Source organism: Paracoccus maritimus (assembly GCF_025195095.1).
Taxonomy (GTDB): domain Bacteria; phylum Pseudomonadota; class Alphaproteobacteria; order Rhodobacterales; family Rhodobacteraceae; genus Paracoccus; species Paracoccus maritimus.
Window position 1 is genome coordinate 235,713 of record NZ_JANAVZ010000004.1, and the last position, 22,911, is coordinate 258,623.

The 22,911-nt window shown below is 65.0% G+C and carries 23 protein-coding genes; 14 read left to right on the forward strand and 9 right to left on the reverse strand.

Going from position 1 to position 22,911, the window contains the following annotated elements; all coding sequences use genetic code 11:
* Nucleotides 1-40 precede the first annotated feature (40 nt).
* Nucleotides 41-610 carry a class I SAM-dependent methyltransferase gene (locus MU516_RS08820; RefSeq protein ID WP_209055453.1) on the forward strand — a complete coding sequence of 190 codons (570 nt, stop codon included), beginning with the start codon at nucleotides 41-43 and terminating at the stop codon, nucleotides 608-610.
* On the opposite strand, the gene MU516_RS08825 is transcribed toward MU516_RS08820, so the two are convergent.
* Complete coding sequence (locus MU516_RS08825; protein ID WP_260276861.1) at nucleotides 605-1,384, reverse strand: LytTR family DNA-binding domain-containing protein; 780 nt, start codon at nucleotides 1,382-1,384, stop codon at nucleotides 605-607. The genes MU516_RS08820 and MU516_RS08825 overlap by 6 nt on opposite strands.
* A gap of 104 nt (nucleotides 1,385-1,488) precedes the next feature.
* Here MU516_RS08825 and MU516_RS08830 point away from each other — a divergent pair, with 104 nt between their 5' ends.
* The 8 genes from MU516_RS08830 (at nucleotide 1,489) to MU516_RS08865 (ending at nucleotide 6,681) form a co-directional block, all read left to right on the forward strand.
* Entirely contained in the window at nucleotides 1,489-1,974 is a 486-nt protein-coding gene (locus MU516_RS08830; RefSeq protein WP_260276862.1) for a DUF2306 domain-containing protein, read from the forward strand.
* A 70-nt stretch (nucleotides 1,975-2,044) separates the two neighbouring features.
* A complete protein-coding gene (locus tag MU516_RS08835) occupies nucleotides 2,045-2,938 on the forward strand; it encodes a dihydrodipicolinate synthase family protein (protein WP_260276863.1) in 894 nt (297 codons plus the stop codon).
* A gap of 79 nt (nucleotides 2,939-3,017) precedes the next feature.
* Nucleotides 3,018-4,412 carry a class II fumarate hydratase gene (gene fumC, locus MU516_RS08840; protein WP_260276864.1) on the forward strand — a complete coding sequence of 465 codons (1,395 nt, stop codon included), beginning with the start codon at nucleotides 3,018-3,020 and terminating at the stop codon, nucleotides 4,410-4,412.
* Complete coding sequence (locus MU516_RS08845) at nucleotides 4,409-4,792, forward strand: VOC family protein (protein WP_260276865.1); 384 nt, start codon at nucleotides 4,409-4,411, stop codon at nucleotides 4,790-4,792. Before fumC ends, MU516_RS08845 begins: the two co-directional genes overlap by 4 nt.
* Nucleotides 4,789-4,968, forward strand: a complete 180-nt coding sequence (locus MU516_RS08850) for a DUF4169 family protein (RefSeq protein WP_260276866.1) — start codon at nucleotides 4,789-4,791, stop codon at nucleotides 4,966-4,968. Before MU516_RS08845 ends, MU516_RS08850 begins: the two co-directional genes overlap by 4 nt.
* A 10-nt stretch (nucleotides 4,969-4,978) precedes the next feature.
* On the forward strand, nucleotides 4,979-5,206 hold the full coding sequence (locus MU516_RS08855) for a ribbon-helix-helix domain-containing protein (RefSeq protein WP_260276867.1): 228 nt from the start codon (nucleotides 4,979-4,981) through the stop codon (nucleotides 5,204-5,206).
* 50 nt (nucleotides 5,207-5,256) lie between these two features.
* Entirely contained in the window at nucleotides 5,257-5,706 is a 450-nt protein-coding gene (locus tag MU516_RS08860; protein WP_260276868.1) for an acyl-CoA thioesterase, read from the forward strand.
* Nucleotides 5,707-5,802: 96 nt separating this feature from the next.
* Complete coding sequence (locus tag MU516_RS08865; protein ID WP_260276869.1) at nucleotides 5,803-6,681, forward strand: CHAD domain-containing protein; 879 nt, start codon at nucleotides 5,803-5,805, stop codon at nucleotides 6,679-6,681.
* Between the two features lie 23 nt (nucleotides 6,682-6,704).
* Here MU516_RS08865 and MU516_RS08870 read toward each other — a convergent pair whose 3' ends face one another.
* The 3 genes from MU516_RS08870 to MU516_RS08880 form a co-directional block, all read right to left on the reverse strand.
* The gene (locus MU516_RS08870; protein WP_260276870.1) at nucleotides 6,705-8,327 is read right to left on the reverse strand and encodes a long-chain fatty acid--CoA ligase; all 1,623 of its coding nucleotides are present in this window, start codon (nucleotides 8,325-8,327) and stop codon (nucleotides 6,705-6,707) included.
* Nucleotides 8,328-8,393: 66 nt separating this feature from the next.
* The gene (locus tag MU516_RS08875; RefSeq protein ID WP_260276871.1) at nucleotides 8,394-8,780 is read right to left on the reverse strand and encodes a PaaI family thioesterase; all 387 of its coding nucleotides are present in this window, start codon (nucleotides 8,778-8,780) and stop codon (nucleotides 8,394-8,396) included.
* Between the two features lie 143 nt (nucleotides 8,781-8,923).
* The gene (locus MU516_RS08880) at nucleotides 8,924-9,790 is read right to left on the reverse strand and encodes an NAD(P)-dependent oxidoreductase (protein ID WP_260276872.1); all 867 of its coding nucleotides are present in this window, start codon (nucleotides 9,788-9,790) and stop codon (nucleotides 8,924-8,926) included.
* Between the two features lie 182 nt (nucleotides 9,791-9,972).
* Here MU516_RS08880 and MU516_RS08885 point away from each other — a divergent pair, with 182 nt between their 5' ends.
* The gene (locus MU516_RS08885) at nucleotides 9,973-12,387 is read left to right on the forward strand and encodes a penicillin acylase family protein (RefSeq protein WP_260276873.1); all 2,415 of its coding nucleotides are present in this window, start codon (nucleotides 9,973-9,975) and stop codon (nucleotides 12,385-12,387) included.
* Between the two features lie 229 nt (nucleotides 12,388-12,616).
* Here the strand turns inward: MU516_RS08885 and MU516_RS08890 are convergent, their stop codons facing one another.
* The 4 genes from MU516_RS08890 to queA form a co-directional block, all read right to left on the reverse strand.
* Nucleotides 12,617-13,723, reverse strand: coding sequence for a Hint domain-containing protein (locus tag MU516_RS08890; protein ID WP_260276874.1), 1,107 nt, complete (start codon nucleotides 13,721-13,723; stop codon nucleotides 12,617-12,619).
* A 189-nt stretch (nucleotides 13,724-13,912) separates the two neighbouring features.
* Nucleotides 13,913-15,304: a dihydrolipoyl dehydrogenase gene (gene lpdA, locus MU516_RS08895; RefSeq protein ID WP_260276875.1), complete on the reverse strand. Its 1,392-nt coding sequence runs from the start codon at nucleotides 15,302-15,304 to the stop codon at nucleotides 13,913-13,915.
* A gap of 79 nt (nucleotides 15,305-15,383) precedes the next feature.
* Nucleotides 15,384-16,646: an MFS transporter gene (locus MU516_RS08900; RefSeq protein WP_260276876.1), complete on the reverse strand. Its 1,263-nt coding sequence runs from the start codon at nucleotides 16,644-16,646 to the stop codon at nucleotides 15,384-15,386.
* Nucleotides 16,647-16,736: 90 nt separating this feature from the next.
* Nucleotides 16,737-17,783 carry a tRNA preQ1(34) S-adenosylmethionine ribosyltransferase-isomerase QueA gene (gene queA, locus MU516_RS08905; RefSeq protein WP_260276877.1) on the reverse strand — a complete coding sequence of 349 codons (1,047 nt, stop codon included), beginning with the start codon at nucleotides 17,781-17,783 and terminating at the stop codon, nucleotides 16,737-16,739.
* A 143-nt stretch (nucleotides 17,784-17,926) separates the two neighbouring features.
* Between queA and MU516_RS08910 the strand changes: the two genes are divergently transcribed.
* Together MU516_RS08910 and bfr are read left to right on the forward strand one after the other, a co-directional pair.
* Nucleotides 17,927-18,220, forward strand: a complete 294-nt coding sequence (locus tag MU516_RS08910) for a (2Fe-2S)-binding protein (RefSeq protein WP_260276878.1) — start codon at nucleotides 17,927-17,929, stop codon at nucleotides 18,218-18,220.
* Nucleotides 18,168-18,653, forward strand: a complete 486-nt coding sequence (gene bfr / locus MU516_RS08915) for a bacterioferritin (RefSeq protein ID WP_260276879.1) — start codon at nucleotides 18,168-18,170, stop codon at nucleotides 18,651-18,653. Before MU516_RS08910 ends, bfr begins: the two co-directional genes overlap by 53 nt.
* A 205-nt stretch (nucleotides 18,654-18,858) precedes the next feature.
* On the opposite strand, the gene MU516_RS08920 is transcribed toward bfr, so the two are convergent.
* Nucleotides 18,859-19,572, reverse strand: a complete 714-nt coding sequence (locus MU516_RS08920) for an HAD hydrolase-like protein (protein ID WP_260276880.1) — start codon at nucleotides 19,570-19,572, stop codon at nucleotides 18,859-18,861.
* Between the two features lie 129 nt (nucleotides 19,573-19,701).
* Between MU516_RS08920 and glmU the strand changes: the two genes are divergently transcribed.
* Together glmU and glmS are read left to right on the forward strand one after the other, a co-directional pair.
* Nucleotides 19,702-21,045 (forward strand): bifunctional UDP-N-acetylglucosamine diphosphorylase/glucosamine-1-phosphate N-acetyltransferase GlmU, encoded by a 1,344-nt coding sequence (gene glmU / locus MU516_RS08925; protein ID WP_260277019.1) that lies wholly within the window; start codon nucleotides 19,702-19,704, stop codon nucleotides 21,043-21,045.
* Complete coding sequence (gene glmS, locus MU516_RS08930; protein WP_260276881.1) at nucleotides 21,045-22,862, forward strand: glutamine--fructose-6-phosphate transaminase (isomerizing); 1,818 nt, start codon at nucleotides 21,045-21,047, stop codon at nucleotides 22,860-22,862. The genes glmU and glmS overlap by 1 nt, the downstream gene beginning before the upstream one ends.
* Nucleotides 22,863-22,911: the final 49 nt, after the last annotated feature.

The following is a 22,911-nucleotide window of genomic DNA, read 5'->3' on the forward strand; positions in this document are numbered from 1 at the left end:
TGAAATAGGTCGGACTTCGGCATACCAGCAGGAGTCCGCCATGTCAGACCTGTCGTTATTCTTTCGCCAGTTCATCCGGCACCCATCCGAGATCCGAGCGGTTGCGCCGACCGGACGCGCGGCTGCCCGTGAAATGGCGCGGGTGATCACGCCGGACATGCGTGCGGTGGCCGAGATCGGGGCAGGCACGGGCACCATCACGCGCGCCATCCTTGGGCGTGGTCTGCCGCCAGAGGCGCTGGAACTTTACGAACTGAATGCGGCCTTCTGCGACAGGCTTCGGACCCTGTATCCCGGCACCCGCGTCCACAACCTGCCCGCGCAGGAAATGGTCAATGTCGGGCGGGCGAATCTTGACGCGGTGATCTCGGGTGTGCCGACCCTGCCGATGCCGGATGCGTTGCAGGCGGCCATCGTCGGCGCGGCGCTGCAGATGATGCGGCCGGGCGCCGCCTTTGTGCAGATCACCTATGGCCCGCTGCCGCCGCTGTCGGAAAGCGTGCGGCGCCAGTTCGGGCTGCGCCACGAACGCAGCAGGCGCATCTGGGCCAATCTGCCGCCCGCACGCGTCTATGTCTTCCGACAGGACCGTGCGACGCCCGGCCTATGATCCCACCCTGCTGCGCACATCTGTCAGGTAGCTGCGGCTGACAGGGATCTGCGCGCCATCGGCGGTCCTCAGCATCAGCCGGGCGTTCCTGCCCGACGACCGAACCGTCTGAATATCGTCGCGCAGCGCGATCCAGTGCGAACGATGCACCCTGATCCCCGGCGCAGGATCGGTTTCGGCGATGGCGTCCGAAAACCGCATCAGCAGCATCTCGCGGCCCCGGTCTGTGACGACGAGGACATAGTGATCCTGCACCTCGATCCGGATCAGCGCGCCGCGCGCCGGCGCAGGCAATCGCCGCAGCAGCGCGGGCGCTGACACCGTGTCCGAGGAGGGTGGATCCGGTTGGTCCAGCGCCAGCCAGTTCAGCGCGCATACCGCGACACTGACCGGCAGCGCGTGGGCGACACCCAGCACAATGCCGGAGAGGTCGATCCTGTCACCAAGGATGACCCGGTCGACCAGCGTCACCATGACCCCGATCGGCAGCGCCGCGATGGCCCCGGCGATCAGAAGGCGGATGAATGCGCCGGGAACGACGCGCTGCAGAAGCGATCCCGACAGGACTGCCGCGGAAAGGGCGAACAGCCACGCCAGCGCCTGCACGATCAGCCAGTATCCCAGCCGTGCGGCGGGTGGCAGCCGGTCATATGTCCCGAACGGTCCGGTCACGGCGAACAGTCCCACCACCACCGCGAACACGATCCACAGGCGCGGCAGCGACAAGTTGTGCTGCAACTCGCGAAGCGCGGAATGCAGGTCTTTTGCGTTCACGCATTTCTCCGGTCGGACGGCGCAGGCCGCGTTGATGATCTGCCCCAAGAATGGCCAGTTGCATGGGCAACCGCAACCGATGCTGCCCGGAAGGAGGCCCGACCATGTTCGACCCGCTGATCCACGCCCCGATTGCGATCCAGATCCATGTCGCGGTGGTCATTCCGGCCGCTTTGCTGGGTGTCGCCCTGCTGCTGGGGCGCAAGGGCACGAACCGTCATCGCTTCTGGGGCAGGATCTGGATCATCCTGATGGTGGTCGCGGCGGTCGCGTCCTTCTGGATCCAGACGATCCGCATGATCGGGCCATTCTCGCCGATCCATCTGCTGTCGGCCCTGACGCTTGTCCTGTGCGTGCGGATCCCGATGCTTGCGCGCGCGGGTCGGATCACCGCACACCGCCGCAGTGTGACGCAGCTTTTCTGGTTCGCGCTGGTGGGCGCTGGCGCCTTCACCTTCCTGCCGGGCCGGATCATGCATCACGTCGCGTTTTCGGCGGGGCAGTCGTGGGCTTTGGTGTTTCTGGGCCTTCTTGCGGCAGGGTTGGTCTGGCTGGCGATCCATACACGCGCCGCGCGGGAGTTCAGGTAAAATCGCGGCTGACATCTTGCCTTCCGCGTGCATCCATGGCGATCTTCACGCGCAAGCGAAGGAACCGCCCATGACCCTTTTCCAAGGCATCTCGGCCTTCCCGATCACCCCGACAGATGCCGATGGCTGCGCCGATCCTGCCGCGTTGAGGCGGCTTCTGGATCGGCTAGTCGCCGCGCGGGTCGATTCGGTCGGTCTTCTGGGCAGCACGGGCGGATATGCCTATCTTGGGCTGGCCGAACGTCAGCGCGTCCTGGACCTGGCTCTGGCGCGGGTCGACGGACAGGTTCCGGTTGTCACCGGCGTCGGCGCCCTGCGCACGGCCGATGCCGTGGCATTGGCGCGGCACGCCGAACGCGCCGGTGCCAACGGATTGCTGCTGGCACCCGTCAGCTATACGCCGCTGACCGAGGACGAGGTGTTCCATCACTTCGCAGCCGTGTCCGAGGCCGCGGGACTGCCGCTATGCATCTACAACAATCCATCGACCACGCATTTCAGCTTTTCCGTGCCGCTGCTGGCCCGCCTCGCGCAATTGCCCAATATCTGCGCGGTCAAGATGCCTCTGCCTGGGGATGGCGATTTCGCGGGCGAGATCGGGCGTCTTCGCGATGCCCTGCCCCCGGATTTCGTCATCGGCTACAGTGGCGACTGGGGTGCGGCGCCCTCACTGCTGGCCGGGGCGGATGCGTTCTTCAGCGTCGCCGCCGGATTGCTGCCCGAACCGTTCCTGCGGCTGGGGCGCGCCGCGATGTCGGACGATGCGACACTGACCGGGCGGATCGATGCGGCCTTCGGGCTGCTGTGGTCCCTGTTCCGCGACTTCGGCAGTCTTCGGGTCGTTTACGCCGCCGCCAATAAGCTGGGACTGTCCGACGCCCAACCACCTCTGCCGATCCTGCCCCTGCCCGGGACACAACATGACAGGCTTCGCGAAGCGCTGGAGGCGCTGCCGCGGCCTTAACGGCATACGACTGCATACGAATTGCCAATCAGGCCACCGGGCGGTAAAACCGCCGCGAAACCGCGAGGGAGCCATCATCATGACCAAGACCCGCACTGAAACCGACAGCTTCGGCCCGCTGGAGGTGGACGCCAGCAAATATTGGGGCGCCCAGACCCAACGCTCGATCATGAATTTCCCCATCGGCTGGGAACGTCAGCCGGTCGCGATCATTCGCGCGCTGGGGGCAATCAAGCTGGCTGCGGCGCGGATCAACATGTCTGAGGGCAAGCTGGACGAACGCATCGGTCGCGCGATGGAACAGGCCGCCACCGAGGTCTTCGAGGGTAAATTTGACGACAACTTCCCCTTGGTCGTCTGGCAGACCGGGTCGGGCACGCAGTCGAACATGAACGCCAACGAGGTCATCAGCAATCGCGCCATCGAGATCCTCGGCGGCAAGCTGGGCAGCAAGGATCCCGTTCACCCCAACGACCACTGCAATATGGGGCAGTCTTCGAACGACACCTTCCCGACCGCGATGCATGTCGGCATCGGCATGATGGCCCGCGACGTGCTGATCCCCGGCCTGGAAAAGCTGCACAAGGCGCTGGAAGACAAGTCGCAGGAATTCAAGGACATCATCAAGATCGGTCGCACCCATACCCAGGACGCCACGCCGCTGACCTTGGGCCAGGAATTCGGCGGTTACGCCCATCAGGTGAAGATGGGTATCGAGCGTGTGCGGATGTGCCTGCCGCAGATCTACGAACTGGCACAGGGCGGCACCGCCGTGGGCACAGGGCTGAACACCAGGAAGGGCTGGGACACCGCCATCGCGGCCGAAATCGCCAAGATTACCGACCTGCCCTTCGTGACAGCGCCGAACAAATTCGAGGCGCTGGCCGCCCATGATGCGATGGTGTTCTTTTCCGGCGCGCTTAAGACGGTTGCCGCATCGCTGTTCAAGATTGCGAACGACATGCGTCTGCTCGGCTCGGGGCCGCGTTCGGGTCTGGGCGAACTGATCCTGCCGGAAAACGAACCGGGATCGTCGATCATGCCCGGCAAGGTGAACCCGACCCAGGCCGAGGCGCTGACCATGGCCTGCGCGCATGTGATGGGCAACGACGCCGCCGTCACGTTTGCGGGGTCGCAGGGACATTTCGAACTGAATGTCTATAACCCGATGATGTCCTATAACGTCATGCAGTCCATGCAGCTACTGGGCGATGCGGCCAGCAGCTTTACCGACAACATGGTGGTCGGCACCAAGGCCAATATCGAGCGGATCGAAAAGCTGATGAAGGAATCGCTGATGCTGGTCACGGCGCTGGCCCCGACCATCGGCTATGATAACGCCACCAAGGTCGCGAAGACCGCGCACAAGAACGGCACGACGTTGCGCGAAGAGGCGATCGCGCTTGGCTTCGTGGATGGCGAGACCTTTGACCGGATCGTGCGCCCCGAGGACATGATCGGTCCAAAGGATTGACGGCGGATACGCCGCAACTGAAACTTCGGGGCGCGGTGGCTGATGCCGTCGCGCTCTGGTCCCTCGCTTTCCCGGACATGTCGGCCGAACCGACCGGCGCAGACGGCCCACCGTGCGCGCAGCGGGTCGAGATCGCCGGCCAACCGCTGATCCTGACCGGTGGAACGCCTGACGACGAACCCGCAGATGCGCGGCCGTTCTGCCTGTTGATCCGCTGTGACAGCGCGACCCGGATGGACCGGATCGCCCGGATTCTGGCAACCGGCGGAGATATCCTGATGCCGCTGGGTGAATATCCCTTCGCGCCGCGCTATACTTGGCTGACCGACAGGTTCGGCGTCAGCTGGCAGATCGCGCTGACATCAGGGGAAAGCGCATGACCACGATCATCAATCTGCGGCAGGCGCGCAAGCAGCGCGGTCGGATGGACAAGCGCGCCAAGGGCGACGCGAACGCCGCGAAATTCGGCGAGGCCAAGAACCAGCGTCAGGCACGCGAGGCCGAGGCAAGGCGAAACGACCGGGCCCACGACGCCCACAAGCGCGATGACGGCTGACCTGCCTCCGATGACGCCGCCTATCAAGCGGTCGGTCACCATCGACGGGCATCGTACGTCGGTTTCTCTGGAAGATCCGTTCTGGACGGCGCTGGGCCGCGCCGCGCGAGCCCGTGACACGACGCGCGCGCTGCTGATCGGGCAGATCGACCATGCCCGACCCGCCAATGTCGGCCTGGCCACCGCCATCCGCCTGTTCGTTCTTGCCGATGTGCAAAAGTCCGGGCGGGACAGCTGAATGACACGCCGTAACCAGCCTGACCGCCACGCCTGAAGCCCCGAGGAAGCATGTCCCCACGAAAGACCCCGCACAGCCGCGACGCCTATGCCATATTCCAGCCGATGCAGACCCGCTGGAACGACAACGACCAGTTCGGACATCTTTATAACGCGACATATATCGCGCTTTTCGACGAAGCGATGAACATGACTTTGATGGGGATGGGCCTGCTTGACCATCGCGGGCCAGGTCCGATCCAGGTCGTGGTCGAAAATGGCTGCACCTATTTCCGCGAGGTTGCCCATCCGGATCGCCTGCAGATCGGGCTGCGGGTCGAGGCGCTTGGCAACAGCTCGATCCGCATCGAACTGGGGATGTTTCGCGAAATGGATCAGGCCGAATCCGCGCGCGCCTTTTTCGTTCTGGTGACCGTGGACAACGACACCCGCAGACCCATCCCGACCCCCGCGCCGCAGCTTGATGCGTTCCGGTCCCTGCAGGCCACCCCGCAGAGCTGACGTCATCGCGACCGCTGAAACCTGCCTGGCTTGCCCACGTTATGCGTTAGACTGACGCAAAAGGCACCCTGCCCCACCTGACACCACGGATATGGCATGACCAGCAAACCCAAAGCGAAGAAGATGGTGAAATCCGCAGGCATCGCGCCCGAGACGACCGGGATCGACGCCTTGCGGCGCCTGTTGCGCGAGGGTGCTGCGATCTACGAGGCGCGCCGTGTTGGCATTCTGGAATCGGACGATCCCGAGCATGTCCATCAGGCAAGGGTTGCGCTGCGGCGATTGCGGTCGCTGGTTCGCGGCTTTTCAGACATGCTGACCCGCAAGAGCGCGGATCGGCTGAGCGATCTTTTGAAGTCCCGATTTCAGGCGTTGGGGCCGCTGCGCGACGCCGACGTACACGCCGAGGCGCTAAGCCAGACCGACCACGCCGAGGCGGCGTCCAGGGAAGCCGCCAGTCTGCGTGCTGATATTCGTGAACAACTTTCGTCAGACAAGGCGCTGTCCCTGAAGACCGAGATCGAAGCGCTGCTGCACGATACCAACGCTGTGATGCGTGGCGCGCGGCGCCAGCGTCTTGCCGCGTCGCCGGTGGGCGTAATGGCGTCGCGCGCGTTACAGACCGCATGGACCGAGCTTCTGTCCTTCGGCCCCGACCTGCGCCGCCTGCCGCGCGGCGAATTGCACGAATTCCGCAAGCGGGCCAAGGACATGCGCTATCTTTCCGAATTTTTTGGCCCAGTCTTCAACGATGATCCGAAGACCATGTCGAAAAGGATGGCCGGCATGCAGGACGCACTGGGCATCGTGAACGATATCGACACGATGCGCGCCGCCGAGGCGTCAAACGAGACCGCCCCGGGTCTGCCGCCAGACGCCGACCAGATCGAAGCCGACGCTTTGCGCACTGCCCAGAAGGCTTGGAAGAAGCTGCGGCAGATCCCGCCATGGTGGACGGGTGCGCCTCTCTCCTGAGCCGCGAGCCAGCCTGGCGAAGACTATGGCATCACATGGTCGCGAAACTGTTCGCGCAGCTTCAGCTTGCTGACCTTGCCTGTCGCTGTCAGTGGCAGTTCGTCCACGAAAACCAGATCATCGGGCAATTGCCACTGGGCCAGATGCGGGGAAAGAACTTCATGGATTTCGCTTAGGTTAGGCCGATCGTCAGCGTTTGCGGGTTTGACGATCATCAGCGGACGCTCGCCCCATTTCGGGTGCGGCATGGCGATGACCGCGCATTGCGCAACCTTTGGATGGGCCAGCGCGCAATTCTCGACATCGATCGAACTGATCCATTCGCCACCCGACTTGATCAGATCCTTCGCCCGGTCGCGCAAGGTCAGATATCCGTCGGGACTGATCGAGGCGATATCGCCGGTGGCGAACCAGCCCTCGGCGTCGATCACCTTCCGACTGGCTTCTTCATTGTTGAAATATCCGCTGGCGATGGTGTTTCCACGAACGAACAACTGCCCCATCGCGTTGCCGTCATGGGGCTGTCGCTGTCCGGCATCGTCCACGATCTTCATCTCGACGCCAAAGACCCGACGCCCCTGCGTAGCCTTCAGCGCCATGCGCGCCTCGAAGGGCTCGGCGCGGCTGCTGACGGGTAAGGACCCGTGGCTTCCAAGCGGCGAAGTTTCCGTCATGCCCCAGGCGTGATTCACCTCGATGCCCAGTTGCTCGAAACCTTCGGTCAGGCTGCGTGGCATCGCACTGCCGCCGACGACGATATGGCGCAGCGCGTCGGGCTTGGCGCCGCGGCGACGGATTTCGGCGTAAAGCCCTTGCCAGATCGTCGGCACGCCCCAGGCGCTTTCGACCGCTTCGTCTTCGCAAAGCTGCCACAGGCTGGATCCGTCCAACTGCGGCCCCGGCATCACCAGCGACGCGCCCATCAACGGCCCGGCGAATGGCAGCCCCCAGGCGTTGACGTGAAACAGCGGCACCACCGGCAGGATGCGCGGCTGCGGTCCAAGATCGGCGGACAGGCAGACCACAACGCTCATCGCGTGCAGCATGTTGGACCGATGGGAATACAACGTGCCCTTGGGATCACCCGTCGTGCCCGACGTGTAGCACAGCCCCGATGCCGTGGTTTCGGGAAACTCGGGCCAGTCCCGGTCCGAGGGCTGCCCCAGCAGAAGATCTTCGTAGCACAGCGCATCAAGGCTGTTTTCCGGCATGTTGGCCCGATCGGTCATCAGCACATAGCGCATTTGCGGCAACCGATCCTTCAGCCGCTCGACTATCGGCAGGAAGGTCAGGTCCAGAAACAGCACCTTGTCGCCCGCGTGGTGGGCAATGAAGATCAGTTGTTCGGCCGACAGGCGCGGATTGATCGTGTGGCAGATCGCGCCAATGCCCGGTGCCGCATAATATATCTCGAAATGCCGATAGCCGTTCCACGCCAAGGTCGCCACGCGGTCGCCCGCGCCAATGCCCATCTGCTGCAACGCGAAGGATAGCTGGACCGCCCGCTTCCTTGCGGCACCGTAAGTCTGTCTGTGCAGATCTCCCTCGACCCGCCGCGATACGATCTCGGCGTCGGGAAAGCTGTCGGCGGCATAGTCCAGAAGCCCGCTCTGGATCAGCGGGCGATGCATCATCAGGCCGTCCATCCGTCCTGTCCTCCCTTGGTTCGGAACAGATTGCAGCCAGCGCCCGCGCGGATCAAGCGACGGCTTTCAGCGGTGTGTGCCCAGATGGGTCGAGGTCAGATCCAGCAGAACCTTGCCGCTTTCGTCGGTCACTTGGGTCCGTACGGTCGAGACGCGCCGCCCCCGACGCAGCCAGACGGCCCGCGCAGCAAGGCTGCCATGCTTCTGATTGGCCAGAAGCTGCGCGTTCAGCGTGATGGCCACCGGAAAGCTGTCCATGCCTTCGGTGACCTGTTCGCCCCCCATGACAAGATTGGTTGCCACGACGTCTGCAAACCACATCAATGCACCGGCGTGGACCGTGCCGACAGGGTTCAACATACCTGGACCGATCTGCATCTCGCCCTGCGCCTCGGTCTCGGATACACCAGTAACGTCGAACTCGACCTGTCCGGTCAAGGTGCGGTTGGCCATCATGGCCTCCTGTCTGCTAACGCGCCGAGCGATAGGCCGGCGATTCCTCATAGCCCGTGTTAAACGCGATGGGACCATCCGGCGTTCCGGCCTTGCATTGGGATAATGCCGCGCAATGCGGACAGACCGGACGCCGGACCCAGTCAGCGGGTCAGCCGCGCGATCAGCGACGAGGTATCCCAACGTCCCCCGCCCATCACCTGCACGTCCTTGTAGAACTGATCGACCAGGGCCGTGACAGGCATCGACGCCCCCACCTCGTCGGCAGCGGCAAGGCAGATCGACAGATCCTTGCGCATCCAGTTGACCGCAAAGCCGTGTTCGAACTGACCTGCGGCCATGGTCTTGTGGCGATTGACCATCTGCCAACTGCCCGCAGCGCCCTGGCTGATGACTTCGACCACCTTCTCGACATCCAGCCCGGCCTTCTGTGCGAAGGCCAGCGATTCGGACAGGCCCTGAACCAGCCCGGCGATGGCGATCTGATTGCACATCTTCGTCATCTGCCCGGCACCGACATCGCCCATCCGGCGGCAGATCTTGGCATAGACGTCGATAACCGGCGCAGCGCTGTCGAAATCCTGCTGATCGCCGCCACACATCACCGAAAGCTGAGCGTTTTCGGCACCGGCCTGTCCGCCCGAGATCGGCGCATCGACATAGCCTATCCCGTGTTCGCGGGCGATTGCGGCCAGTTCTCGCGTGACTGCGGCGGATACAGTGGTGTGATCGACGAAAATCGCGCCTTTCGCCATCCCCGCGAACGCGCCGTCTTCGCCAAGACAGATCGACCGAAGATCGTCGTCGTTGCCCACGCATGCCATCACAAGGTCAGCACCCGACGACGCCTCGCGCGGGGTCGGCGCCGATGCGCCGCCATGTTGGGCCGCCCAGGATTTCGCCTTTGACTCCGTGCGGTTATAGACCGTGACATCATGCCCCGCGGCTTTCAGATGCCCGGCCATCGGATACCCCATCACCCCAAGGCCCAGAAACGCCAGTTTCGCCATATTCCATCCTCCAGTGTTGCCGCGCCCCGACAGTCGCAGCGGTTGTGACCTGCGCCACCGCTCGCGCGTTGAAATGACAACGCGGCTGTCCTATGCAACACACCACCATTCAAGCGTGCCATGGTCAAGCACCGGCACGCCCTTTCAAGGCTAGCAGCCCTGCAGATGAACGACGTCCTCTCATGCTGACCCTATTCCGCTGGCTGCTTCGGCTGACCGTCGTTCTGATCGCCTTTCTGGTGCTGGCCGCGCTGCTGGCCTGGTATTTCGCCGTCCGGTCCCTGCCGGACTATGGCGCAAGTTACAGGATGGAGGGTCTGTCGGCGCCGGTCGAGATCGTCCGGTCGACCGAGAATGTCCCGCATGTCTTCGGCCAAAGCGATGCCGACATGTTCTTCGCGCTTGGCGTCGCCCACGCGCAGGACCGGCTGTTCCAAATGACCGTGCTGCGCCGCGCCGCACAGGGCCGCCTGTCGGAAATCGTTGGCGCGCGCGCCTTTGGCAGCGACAATCTGGCTCGGCGGCTGGAACTGTACCGCACTGCCTCGGCCTCGCTTGAGGCGCAGGACAGCGATACGCGCGCCGCGCTTGACGCCTATGCCGCCGGGGTGAATCAGTGGATCGCCGAGGTGAACCAGAATGCGCTGGGACGTGGCGCACCTGAATTCTTCCTGGTTCCCGGACAGATCTCCTATTGGCAACCCGAGGATTCGCTGGCGATCCTGAAACTGTTCGCCGCCGCATCCAGCAACGCCGCAACGGAAGAGGTTCTGCGCGCGCGCCTGTCGCTGGCAGCACCCGAACACGGAACCGAGGTGTTGGACGGCGCCAGCCTACCTGGCCTTCCGGCCTATGCGACGCTGTTTCCGGGCACCAGGCTTGGCCCGCCGCGCGCGCAAGTCGCCCCCGATCAATCCCGCGATCCGCTGGCCTTCCTGCGCCCCGGACAGGGCCTTGGTGCTAACGGCTTTGCCGCTGCGTCGGATCGCACGGCGGTCGGCGGCGCATTGCTGGCCAACGACCCGCATGTGCCGCTGACGGTGCCATCGCTGTATTATCTGGCCCGGCTGCAACTTTCCTCGGGCGGGGTGATCGGCGCGACCATTCCGGGAATTCCCGCGATCCTGTCAGGGCGCAACCCTCGGCTGGCGTGGGGCATCACCCCGGCGCCCGTCGACGATGCCGATCTGTTCATCGAAGAGCTTCAGCCGGGCAACTCGGCCCGGTATCGCGGCAGAAACGGCTGGACCGAGTTCCAGACACGGCAAGAGGTCATTCGCGTTCTGGACGGCCAGGACCAGTCGATCACCCTGCGGCGGACCGAGAACGGGCCGCTGGTCCCCGGCTTCGATCCCGGACTGCCCGATATCACCCCAGCTGGCCATGTCGCCGCCCTGAACTGGACCGGGCTTTCCGACACCGATCGCACCATGTCCGCGCTGATCGGTCTGATGCGCGCGCCGGACACCCAAAGCGCCAGTTCCGCGCTGGCCAAGGTCGTCGCGCCTGCCCTGACGGTAACGCTGGCCGACGAGGACGGCGTGCGGCAGATCACGGCCGGTGCCATGCCGCGCCGTGCCGAAGACCACCCGACCGGCGGGGCTCTGCCGACGCCGGGTTGGCTGGACAGCACCGGCTGGCAGGGCGCCGAGCCGGTGACCACCGACATCAGCCCGTCCGATGGCATTCTGATCGCCACCGAGGAACGCGATGCCCCGGCGCTGCGGCGCACGCGGCTAGGCCGGTTGCTGCAGGATCGCGAGGTGCATTCGCGCGACAGCTTCATCGCCACGCAGCTGGATACGGTCAGCCCGGCGGCGCGCGCGCTGCTGCCGCCTGTCGGTGCCGATCTGTGGTTCACGGGCGAGCCCGCAGCGCCCGGCACGCCCGAGCGTCAGCGTCAGGATGCCCTGAATCTGCTGGCCGAATGGGACGGCGAAATGAGCGAGCACCTGCCCGAGCCGCTGATATATGCGGCGTGGATGCGGGCGTTGCAGGACCGGTTGATCCGGGATGAGCTTGGGCCGCTGGCGGACGACATCACGATGCTGCAGCCGGGCTTCATCGACGCGGTGTTTCGCAACAGGGATGGCGCGGCGCGGTGGTGCGACATCGTGCAAAGCGCGCCGGTCGAGGACTGCACGACCATCGCCCGGCAGGCGCTGGACCGGGCGATCCTGGACCTGACCGAACGCTTTGGCCCGAATGTCACAAGCTGGCGATGGGGCGACGCGCATCAGGCCCGGCACCTGCATCCTGGCCTGGGCGATCTGCCGGCGCTGGGATGGATCGTCAACCTGACGCAATCCGTGTCGGGCGGGGATTTTACCATCGCGGTCAGTGGCTTGCTGGGCGGTGGTGCGGAACCTTTCGAGGCCGCGACGGGCGCGGGGTATCGCGGCGTTTATGATCTTGCCGATCCCGACAGTTCGGTCTTCATCACCTCAACCGGCCAATCCGGGCACCCGTTTTCACGCCACTATGACGACCTGGCGGGGCTGTGGCGGCGGGGCGAGTATATCGGAATGTCGCTGGACCCGGAACTGGCGCGCGCCGCGGCACTGGGCGTCACGCGGCTGATCCCGGCAGAGGAATAGCACGGCGCAACAGCAACGCGCGTTGCATGAGCACACGCAACAGATGCCGCGATATCTGCGGCCAGCATTTGCTGGGTTTCTGGCTGCACAGGCCGTGCACCGGGGCGGCACAAGCTGTGCACAGCCTGTACACAGCGTGCGCGCGTTGCGCGGTTTCCGACGCTGCCCGGTTTCAGCGCGCCAGCTGCAAGAAGATGCCCTCGCGCCCAGATCTCATGGCCCGCGTCCTCTAGGCGTCCAGCAGCGGGCGGTTCGCAGCAGCGTGGCGCGCGGCAAGGATGCGTCCCTGGCGGCCGGTCAAGAGACGGCGGGCGGCCTCGGGTCGGTCATCCGGGTCGCGATCCCGCAGCTCTGGGAAAATCGCATAGATCTCGTCAAGCGCGGCGCGTCCCACGGCCTTCAACGCCTGTCGGCCCGTATAGAGGCTTTCAGCCTCGGCACCGTTGGCGAAGACGACCTGATGATCGTCGAGAAGGAAATGAAAATACTCGACGTCGGGCAGATCTTCGGCGGTCTCGATCCCGGCAATCGACAGCAGTTGCTTGGCCGCCACCAGAACTTCGTCCGTGCCGAACAGATCCTGTGCAAGTCGCGACCGGACCAGAACGCGGTGCTGCGGCGACACGAGCAGATCCTGAGAGGGACATCCTTCGCCCAAGGCGCCTGCGCGAATCCTGATCGGCCGCAGATTTGGGAACGCATTCAGCGTGGCAGCTGACAGGCGCTGGCTGCCGATCCAGCGCACGGGTCTAAGCCCCGCATCGCGCGTCATGATCAGGTCGCCCCCGCCCAGGACCTGGACGGCAACCTGGCCCTGATCGGTCATGATCTGCGTATCGCGGGCAAAACAGACTACAAGCGCACCCAAATCGTCGTGCGGGTACGCGTTGTTGTTGCTGGTGATGCCCTGAATCGTCAGGTCGGTGTCAGCGGGCGGTGGATCCCCGATGAAAATCAGGTAATACCCGTTCTCGCCCGTGCCGATAGTGTTATTTCCGTTGAGATCGACATCAATCACACCAATCTGGTAGGACTGCGTTCCATCGGTGACGCCGAAGACATAGTCAATGATCGTCGGACGTGCCGTGCCCGCGACCTCGGTGGACTGCTGACCAGTCGCGCCAATCCGTTCGTTAGGCGAAACCTCTTCGTTGGTCGGATCGCCATTGTAATTCGTCGCAGTATCGCTTTGTTCGCGGACCGTGTGGGTGAACTGCGATCCGGTCCATCGGAATGTCTGGCCGACACCGGGTCCTGCCACGAAATCGAACGCAGCACCATTCACAGTCGTCTGCGTTCCAAAAATTGTCTGACGATATGAAAACCATCTGGGCATGCTGCATCCTGCAAATTAGCCGCGCGCCCGGAACCATATCCTGTCTTGCGTAAAACTCAATCTTCAGTTCGCGCAGATACACCCAATTGAGCGGGGGCAGCGAAACGGTCGGAGCGTGGCGATCGAGACACATAGCAAGAGTCCCTGCCTGACCAGAGCCGGGCTCCGGTCAGGCAGGCCCGTTGGTGCCTAGAAGTGGATCGCGCGGCCATAGGCGTCCAGGACCGCCTCGTGCATCATCTCGGACAGGGTCGGGTGCGGGAAGACGGTTTCCATCAATTCGGCCTCGGTCGTTTCCAGCGTGCGACCGACGATGTAGCCCTGGATCAGTTCGGTCACCTCGGCACCGATCATGTGGGCGCCCAGAAGCTCGCCGGTCTTGGCGTCGAAGACGGTCTTGATGAAGCCCTCGGGTTCGCCAAGCGCGATGGCCTTGCCATTGCCGATGAAGGGGAACTTGCCGACCTTGATGTCGTAGCCCTGTTCCTTGGCCTTGGCCTCGGTCAGCCCGACCGAGGCGACCTGCGGCTGGCAGTAGGTGCAGCCCGCGATGCTGGACGGCTTGACCGGGTGCGGATGGCCGCCATTGATCAGTTCGGCGATCATCACGCCCTCGTGGCTGGCCTTGTGCGCAAGCCAGGGCGCGCCCGCCACGTCGCCGATGGCATAGACGCCCTCGACCCCGGTGCGGCAATATTCGTCGGTGACGATATGGGTGCGATCCACCTTGATGCCGGCCTCTTCGAGGCCTAGCCCCTCGGTATTGCCGACGATGCCGACGGCCGAGATCACGGTGTCGAATTCCATCGTGTCGGTCTTGCCCGCCTTTTCGATATGGGCAGTGACCTTGTCGCCCTTGCGGTCCAGCTTCTTGACCGACGCCTTCTCGATGATCTTCATGCCTTGTTTTTCGAAGGCTTTCTTGGCGAAGGCCGACACCTCGGCATCCTCGACCGGCAGGACGCGGTCCATCACCTCGACCACGGTGGTATCGGCGCCCAGCGTGTTGAAGAAGCTCGCGAATTCGATGCCGATGGCGCCCGATCCGATGACCAGCAGCCTTTTCGGCATATGCGGCGGCTTCAGTGCATGCTTGTAGTTCCAGACCAGCTTACCGTCGGGTTCCAGCCCCGGCAATTCGCGGGCCCGCGCGCCGGTGGCGATGACGATGGATTTCGCCGTTACCTCTTCGGTGCCCTTGTCGGTCTTGACAGTGACCTTGCCCTTGCCCGACAGGGTCGCCGCGCCCATGATGGTGGTCACCTTGTTCTTCTTGAACAGATGACCGATGCCGCCCGACAACTGCTTGGCGACCCCCCGCGACCTGTCCACGACCTTGTCCAGATCATAGCCGATCTTGTCGGCGGACAGGCCGAAATCCTTGGCCCGTTCCATCAGGTGAAAGACCTCGGCCGAGCGCAGCAGGGCCTTGGTGGGGATGCAGCCCCAGTTCAGGCAGATGCCGCCCAGGTGTTCGCGTTCGATGCAGGCCACTTTCAGGCCAAGCTGCGCCCCGCGGATCGCGGCGACATATCCGCCAGGCCCCGCGCCAATCACCACCATGTCGAAATTCTGGGCCATCGCGTCCCCCGCTTGCTGAAGATAGTTCAGCGTTAAACCATTTGACCGGGGTCAGCAAGCAGGGGGCGGAGGGCGCAGATCAGCCTTGCGCGGCAGGTCTTTCGGCGTCGTCAGGGGATTGTGCGTCGTCCAGCGCGGCCTCGACCGCAAGGACGGTCGCGCTGGGGGTGATGACGGCATAATTGCCCTGATCGGCGGTGGGCAGCGCGGCGCGACGCGTCATCCGCCAGCCGGCATATACGCTGAGGGCGGCCATCAGCACGCCCATATAGACCCAGAACCCGTCCGGGCCGATCAGCCCCATCAGCCAGCCGGTGATCAGCGGCCCGGCCATCGAGCCGAGCCCGTTTATGAACAGCAGCCCCGCCGAGGCGGCCGCCATGTCGGACTGGTCCAGATAATCGTTGGTATAGGCCAGAAGCAGGCCATAGACCGGGTTGGCGACGCCGCCGATCAGCGCGCCCGCGACCGTCAGCCACATGATGCCAGGCTGCAGCGCCACGGTCGCCACGACGACCAGCGTGCCTATGACGGACAGCGCCAGCACCAGCTTGCGCCGGTCCATGCGGTCCGACAGCCAGCCGATCGGAAATTGCAGCAGCAGCCCGCCCGCATAGATCGCCGCGACGAAGATCGAGATGTCGCGGACCGACAATCCCTTGGCCGACCCCCAGACCGAGGACATGCCGAACATCGCCGAAAAGACGCCGCCCATCAGGAAGATGCCGATGCAGCCCAGCGGCGAGGCACGATAGAGACGCCCGAAGGACATCCGCTTGATCGTCTCGAACGCGGGCGCGGGCTGGGCCGACAGCAGGATCGGGGTGAAGGACAGCGACACCAGAACCGACGGAATGATGAACAGCAGAAAGCCCGCCGGATCGCCGGTGTTCAGCAGAAGCTGCGCGATGATGATGCCCAGCATCTGCACGATCATGTAGGCGGCCAGCGCCTGCCCGCGCGTCTTGTTGGTGGCACTGGCGTTCAGCCAGCTTTCCGCGGTGATATAGACGCCGCAGAACGAGAACCCGATCAGGAACCGCATCACCGACCAGAAGATCCAGTCGGGCGCCACCGCATACAACACCAGCACCGCCGAGATCAGCGACCCCAGCGCGGCGAACACGCGCACATGGCCGACGCTTTGGATCATCCGCGGCGCGACGAGGCTGCCCAGCAGGAAGCCCCCGAAATAGGCCGCCATCACGACCGACATCTGCGACGTCGGGATCCCCTCGATCCCGCCGCGAATCCCCAGCAGCGTGCCCTGCATCCCGTTGCCGACCATCAGCAACAGAATCCCCAAAAGCAGCGGCCAAGAGCTGCGCATCACCGAAGACATTCGGCACCCCATTCCATCAAGATTTGACTGATCAGTCAGTTTGTCTGCCACTACGTCCGGCAGCGTGCGGATGCCAGCCGGAATCCGCCGTCAGGGTATCAGAAGCGACGCATCGCCGTAACTGAAGAAGCGGTATTGTTCCGCAACGGCATGTGCATAGATCCGTTCGATATTTTCCGATCCCATCAGTGCCGAGACCAGCATCAGCAGCGTCGATTTCGGCAGATGGAAATTGGTCATCAGCCCGTCGGTCACCCGGAATTGATGGCCGGGATAGATGAAGATGTCGGTGGTCCCCTCAAACGGGCGCATCGTTCCGTCGGCGTCCGCCGCCGATTCGATCAGTCGCAGCGCGGTGGTCCCCACCGGGATCACCCGCCGCCCCTGCGCGCGGGCGGCGTTGATGCGTGCGGCGGCGTCCGGCGTCACCTCGCCCCATTCCGCGTGCATCCGGTGCGTCGTCACATCCTCGACCTTGACAGGCAGGAAGGTGCCGGCGCCGACATGCAGCGTGACATGCACGAATTCGACGCCCCGCGCAGCCAGCGCCTGCAACAGCGACGCATCGAAATGCAGGCTGGCGGTGGGCGCGGCCACGGCCCCCTGCCGGTTCGCCCAGACGGTCTGGTAATCGTGGCGGTCCTGCGCGTCGGGCGCGCGCAGGCTGGCGATATAGGGCGGCAACGGCATCGCGCCGACGGCGTTCAGCGCCGCATCGAACGCCTCGCCCGTCGCATCGAATCGCAATCGCAGCCCGCCCTCGTCGATCCGGGTCACCTCGGCCGACAGCGCATCGCCGAAGCGGATCACCTCGCCCTCGCGCAGCTTGCGCAGCGGCTTGGCCAGGGCCTGCCAGCCATCGGCGGCGGGTTCCAGCAGCGTGACCTCGACCCTGGCGACCGCCTCGCCCTGCCCCGTCTGACGGGTTCGCGTGCCGGTCAGCCGCGCCGGGATCACCCGTGTGTCGTTCAGCACCAGCAGATCGCCCGCACGCAGGATCTGCGGCAGGTCGCTGACACGCCGATCCGCGATCGCGCCGCCTTCGGCCAGCAGCAGACGCGCGGAACTGCGCGGCCGCGCCGGGCGGGTGGCGATCAGATGCTCGGGCAGGTGGAAATCGAAATCGGACAGTTTCATGGCCCGGGCTTCTGCGCCCGCGCGCGCGGCAGGTCAAGCGACACTCGTCAAGCGACACTCGCCCGCATGTGATTCCCAATCGAAAACCTTGGTCTTTACTTATCTGACAAATTCGCTAGGGTCCGCCCAGTTCCGGAGGCCTCATGATCGTCTGCCACTGCACCCAGATTTCCGACCACGAGATCCGCGCCGCCATCGAGTGGATGCGCGCGTCGGACCCGCACACGATCATCACCCCCGGAAAGATCTATCACGCCCTTGGAAAGTCAGCAGATTGTGGCGGCTGCATGCCGCTGTTTCTGGACACCATGCGCGGTTGCGATAGTCTGGGAGTAGCCCCACCGATCTTGCGGGCGAAATCAGGTTATACGAAAGGCAACCGGAATGAAGGGCGACGCAAAGGTCATCGAATATCTCAACGCGGCACTACGCTCTGAACTGACGGCGGTCAGCCAGTACTGGCTGCATTACCGCCTGCAGGAAGACTGGGGCTATGGCCACGTGGCCGACAAGTCGCGGGCCGAATCCATCGAAGAGATGAACCATGCCGACCGGCTGATCCAGCGAATCATTTTCCTGGAAGGTCATCCGAACCTGCAGAAGCTGGATCCGCTGCGGATCGGCCAGAATCTCAAGGAAACGCTGGAAGCCGATCTGGCCGGTGAGCATGATGCGCGGACCTTGTATGTCGAGGCGCGCGACCACTGCGACAAGGTCGGCGATTATGTCAGCAAGAACCTGTTCGAGGATCTGATCGCGGACGAGGAAGGCCATATCGACTTCCTGGAAACCCAGCTGGAACTGCACGACACGATCGGCGCCCAGCAATACGGCCAGCTGAACGCCAAGCCGGCCAGCGAAGCGGAATAGGCCCGGCATTTGCGTGTCCCGCCCCTGCCGACTGGCAGATCTGGCACGGGCGGGACACGCTGCCTGATTTGCGGGGCGGCGCCTCTGACCGCCCGCATGGGAACCGTTAACGCGGAACGGTTAACGAAGGCTTAACGCCGTCTTCTTCTTTTCAGAAAGATCCTCCGGGGCGGTCCCGGCACGGGACGGGGGCGAACCGCCCCCTTCACAGCGCCAAACCGTGACCGGCATCCCCCGACCCCGATGACCGCAGCCAGCGATGCGCCAAGCCGTGCAACTCGTCATAATGGCCGATCAGCGCGTCGGGGGCCAGCCGCGCGATCGCCTCGCCCTCGGGGCCGAAGGACACCAGTGCCACCCGAACCCCGGCGGCATGGCCGGTGCGACGATCGGTTTCCGTGTCCCCCAGCAGAAAGGACTGACCGACCTGCCCGCCGGCCGCCTCGACCGCCGCCCGGTAGGGGCGCGGATCGGGCTTGCGAACCGGCAGCGTGTCGGCCCCGATCAGCGCGTGAAACACGCCCGCGATGCCCAGCTCGGCCAGCAGTGTTCGGGCCAGCGCCTCGGGCTTGTTGGTGCAGACGGCAAGCCGGAACCCGTCGTCCTGCAGCCGGTCCAGCGCCGCCGCGACCCCGGGATACAGCCGCGTGTGGACGGCGATGTTGCGACCGTAGTGATCCAGAAGCCGGGGATAATCCTCATCCTCGGCCGCGGGCGGTAACAGCGTGTCGCTGCCGATCCGCCCGTATCCCGCCCGCAACATCGCGCGGCCGCCGTGAAAGGCGATCAGCGCGTCCGCCACCGGGTCCAGCAGCGCGCCAAGGCCGCGCGCCTCGAAACAGGCATTCGCCGCGGCGACCAGATCGCCCGAGGTATCGGCCAGCGTGCCGTCCAGATCGAAGACCACCGTTCCCGTCATGCGCCATCCTGCCTTGCGAAATGTTCCGTAAACAAAGGTGAACGCGCCCGGGCCGACAGGGCCTTTCCAGCGCGCCGTGCCCGGACTAGAACGCTTTGCAAGCAAAATGAACAGGTAATGAGGGCAGAGATGGCGGATGTTCCGATAGCGGTGGTGATCCTGGCGGCGGGTCAGGGCAGCCGGATGCAGTCGGATCTGCCGAAGGTGCTGCACCGTCTGGGCGGCGTGCCGCTGATCGGTCACGCGCTTGCGGGCGCGCGCAGCCTTGATCCGGAACAGGTCATCGTCGTCGCGGGCCATGGCGCCGATCTGGTGCAGGGGGCGGTGGCGAGGCTGGATCCCGATGCGCGGATCGTGCTGCAGCGCGAACAACTTGGCACCGGCCACGCGGTGCGCCAGTCCCTGCCCGAGATGGAAGGGTTCGAAGGCAAGGTCGTCGTGCTTTACGGCGACACGCCCTTTATCGGCGCCGACACGCTGGCCGCGCTGGCCAGCCACCCCGCCGATCTGGTGGTGCTGGGCTTCGAGGCCGAGGATCCGGGCCGCTATGGCCGGCTGGTGGTCGGCGCGCGCGGGCTGGAACGGATCGTCGAATACAAGGACGCGGACGCAGCCACCCGGCAGATCGCCTTGTGCAACAGCGGTGTGATGGCGCTGGACGCCGCGCGGCTGCGGCAACTGATCGGGCGGCTGGGCAACGACAACGCGGCGGGCGAATACTATCTGACCGACCTGGTCGCGCTGGCCCGTGCCGAGGGACTGCGCGCCGATGTCGTGACCTGCGACGAGGAAGAGACGCTGGGCATCAATACCCGCGCCGAACTGGCCGCCGCCGAGGCCGCGTTCCAGGCCCGCGCCCGCGCCGAAGCCCTGGAGAACGGCGTCACGCTGAGCGATCCGGGCACGGTCTGGTTCGCGCTGGACACCTGTATCGGGCGCGATGCGATCATCGGCCAGAATGTCGTCTTCGGACCGGGCGTGACGATCGAATCCGGCGCCGAGATCCTGCCCTTCTGCCATCTCGAAGGCTGCCATGTCTCGGCCGGGGCGACGGTCGGGCCGTTTGCGCGGCTGCGTCCGGGGGCCGAGCTGGGCGGGGATGCTCATGTCGGCAATTTCGTCGAGATCAAGAACGCGGTGCTGGAAGAGGGCGTCAAGGTCGGCCACCTGACCTATCTGGGCGACGCGCATGTGGGCGAGCACAGCAATATCGGCGCGGGCACGATCACCTGCAATTACGACGGCGTCGGCAAGCACCGCACCGAGATCGGTCCCCGCGCCTTCATCGGCAGCGACACGATGCTGGTCGCGCCGGTGCGTGTCGGCGCCGAGGCGCTGACCGGATCGGGATCGGTGATCACCCAGGACGTGCCGGACGGGGCGCTGGCGGTGGCGCGGGCGCGACAGGCCAACAAGCCCGGCCTTGCGGTGCGGTTGATGGCCAGCCTGCGCGCCGCGAAGGAGAAGAGATAATGTGCGGCATCATCGGCATTCTGGGAAAGCACGAGGTCTCGCCGCAGTTGGTCGATGCGCTGCGGCGGCTGGAATATCGCGGCTATGACAGCGCCGGCGTCGCGACCGTGGACGCGGGCGGCCGGCTGGACCGCCGCCGCGCGGTCGGCAAGCTGATCAACCTGTCCGACCGACTGGTGCACGAGCCGCTGCGCGGTCACGCCGGGATCGGCCACACGCGATGGGCCACCCATGGTGCCGCGACCGAAGCGAACGCGCATCCGCACCGGCACGGGCCGGTCGCGGTCGTCCATAACGGCATCATCGAGAATTTCCGCGAATTGCGGGACGAGCTGATCGCCGCCGGCATTCAGCCGCAATCGCAGACCGATACCGAGACCGTGGCCCTGATGACCGGCCGGCACATGGAACAGGGCCTGTCCCCGGTCGAGGCCGCACGCGCGACGCTGGCCAGGCTGCGCGGCGCCTTCGCGCTGGCCTTCCTGTTCCAGGGCGAGACCGACCTGATGGTCGTCGCCCGCAAGGGCAGCCCGCTGGCCATCGGCCATGGCGCGGGCGAGATGTTCGTCGGCTCGGACGCGGTGGCGCTGGCCCCCTTTACCGACCGCATCACCTATCTTGAGGACGGCGACCACGCCGTGCTGACCCGCGCCGGGGCGCAGGTGTTCGACGGCGACGGCAGCCCGGTCGCCCGCCGCGAGACCCGCATCGACGTGGGCGCGACCGCGATCGACAAGGGCGGCTACCGCCATTTCATGGCTAAGGAGATCGCCGAGCAGCCGGTGGTGATCGGCGATGTGTTGAACCACTATGTCAAGGGCGACCGGATCGTGCTGCCCGACGGGCTTGATTTCGCGGGCGTCGACCGTATCGCGCTGGTCGGCTGCGGCACCGCGCATCTGGCCGGACATGTGGCGCGATACTGGTTCGAGCAGCTGGCCGGACTGCCCTGCGACATCGACGTGGCGTCCGAGTTCCGCTATCGCGAGCCGCCCTTGTCGGCGCAAAGCTGGTTCGTCGCGATCAGCCAGTCGGGCGAGACCGCCGACACGCTGGCCGCGCTGCATTACGCGCGCGACCATGTCGCGCGGACGGTCGGGCTGGTGAATGTCGGCACCTCGGCGATCGCCCGCGACAGCGATATCGCGCTGCCGACGCTGGCCGGGATCGAGGTCAGCGTCGCGTCGTCGAAGGCGTTTACCTGCCAGTTGACGGTTCTGGCGATCCTGGCGCTGAAGGCCGCCCATGACCGGGGCCGGATCGGCGATGCGGACCTGGCCCGGCACCTGGCCGACCTGCGCCGCATCCCCGGCCTTATGCAACAGGCGCTGGACCTGTCGGATGATTGCCGGGTGCTGTCCGAATGGCTGTCCCAGGCACAGGACGTGCTGTATCTGGGACGCGGCGCCCTGTTCCCGGTGGCGCTGGAAGGCGCGCTGAAGCTGAAGGAGCTAAGCTATATCCACGCCGAGGGCTATGCCTCGGGCGAGCTGAAGCACGGCCCCATCGCGCTGATCGACCGCGACGTGCCGGTGATCGTGCTGGCCCCGCATGACGCGCTGTTCGAAAAGACCGTCTCGAACATGCAGGAGGTGATGGCCCGGCATGGCCAGATCCTGCTGCTGTCGGACCGCGCCGGGATCGCGGCTGCGGGTGACGGCCCCCACGCGACGCTGTGCCTGCCCGAAGGCGGCGGGATCTTTCAGCCGATCCTGTATGCCATCCCGATGCAGTATCTGGCCTATCACAGCGCCGTCGCGAAAGGCACCGACGTCGATCAACCCAGAAACCTTGCAAAATCCGTGACGGTCGAATGAACCGGGACGGTCGTCCCGGCGGGATCCTGAACCTTGCCCGATGATGCCG

Excerpts from the sequence above, each read along its gene's own strand:
- fumC (WP_260276864.1), top strand. The coding sequence starts at position 3,018 with ATGACCAAGACCCGCACTGAAACCGACAGCTTCGGCCCGCTGGAGGTG.
- MU516_RS08870 (WP_260276870.1), bottom strand. The coding sequence starts at position 8,327 with ATGGACGGCCTGATGATGCATCGCCCGCTGATCCAGAGCGGGCTTCTG.
- MU516_RS08910 (WP_260276878.1), top strand. The coding sequence starts at position 17,927 with ATGATCGTCTGCCACTGCACCCAGATTTCCGACCACGAGATCCGCGCC.
- MU516_RS08865 (WP_260276869.1), top strand. The coding sequence starts at position 5,803 with ATGACCAGCAAACCCAAAGCGAAGAAGATGGTGAAATCCGCAGGCATC.
- MU516_RS08880 (WP_260276872.1), bottom strand. The coding sequence starts at position 9,790 with ATGGCGAAACTGGCGTTTCTGGGCCTTGGGGTGATGGGGTATCCGATG.
- lpdA (WP_260276875.1), bottom strand. The coding sequence starts at position 15,304 with ATGGCCCAGAATTTCGACATGGTGGTGATTGGCGCGGGGCCTGGCGGA.
- glmS (WP_260276881.1), top strand. The coding sequence starts at position 21,045 with ATGTGCGGCATCATCGGCATTCTGGGAAAGCACGAGGTCTCGCCGCAG.
- glmU (WP_260277019.1), top strand. The coding sequence starts at position 19,702 with ATGGCGGATGTTCCGATAGCGGTGGTGATCCTGGCGGCGGGTCAGGGC.
- MU516_RS08900 (WP_260276876.1), bottom strand. The coding sequence starts at position 16,646 with ATGTCTTCGGTGATGCGCAGCTCTTGGCCGCTGCTTTTGGGGATTCTG.
- MU516_RS08860 (WP_260276868.1), top strand. The coding sequence starts at position 5,257 with ATGTCCCCACGAAAGACCCCGCACAGCCGCGACGCCTATGCCATATTC.
- MU516_RS08890 (WP_260276874.1), bottom strand. The coding sequence starts at position 13,723 with ATGCCCAGATGGTTTTCATATCGTCAGACAATTTTTGGAACGCAGACG.
- MU516_RS08885 (WP_260276873.1), top strand. The coding sequence starts at position 9,973 with ATGCTGACCCTATTCCGCTGGCTGCTTCGGCTGACCGTCGTTCTGATC.
- bfr (WP_260276879.1), top strand. The coding sequence starts at position 18,168 with ATGAAGGGCGACGCAAAGGTCATCGAATATCTCAACGCGGCACTACGC.
- MU516_RS08875 (WP_260276871.1), bottom strand. The coding sequence starts at position 8,780 with ATGGCCAACCGCACCTTGACCGGACAGGTCGAGTTCGACGTTACTGGT.
- MU516_RS08835 (WP_260276863.1), top strand. The coding sequence starts at position 2,045 with ATGACCCTTTTCCAAGGCATCTCGGCCTTCCCGATCACCCCGACAGAT.
- queA (WP_260276877.1), bottom strand. The coding sequence starts at position 17,783 with ATGAAACTGTCCGATTTCGATTTCCACCTGCCCGAGCATCTGATCGCC.
- MU516_RS08855 (WP_260276867.1), top strand. The coding sequence starts at position 4,979 with ATGACGCCGCCTATCAAGCGGTCGGTCACCATCGACGGGCATCGTACG.
- MU516_RS08830 (WP_260276862.1), top strand. The coding sequence starts at position 1,489 with ATGTTCGACCCGCTGATCCACGCCCCGATTGCGATCCAGATCCATGTC.
- MU516_RS08920 (WP_260276880.1), bottom strand. The coding sequence starts at position 19,572 with ATGACGGGAACGGTGGTCTTCGATCTGGACGGCACGCTGGCCGATACC.
- MU516_RS08850 (WP_260276866.1), top strand. The coding sequence starts at position 4,789 with ATGACCACGATCATCAATCTGCGGCAGGCGCGCAAGCAGCGCGGTCGG.
- MU516_RS08820 (WP_209055453.1), top strand. The coding sequence starts at position 41 with ATGTCAGACCTGTCGTTATTCTTTCGCCAGTTCATCCGGCACCCATCC.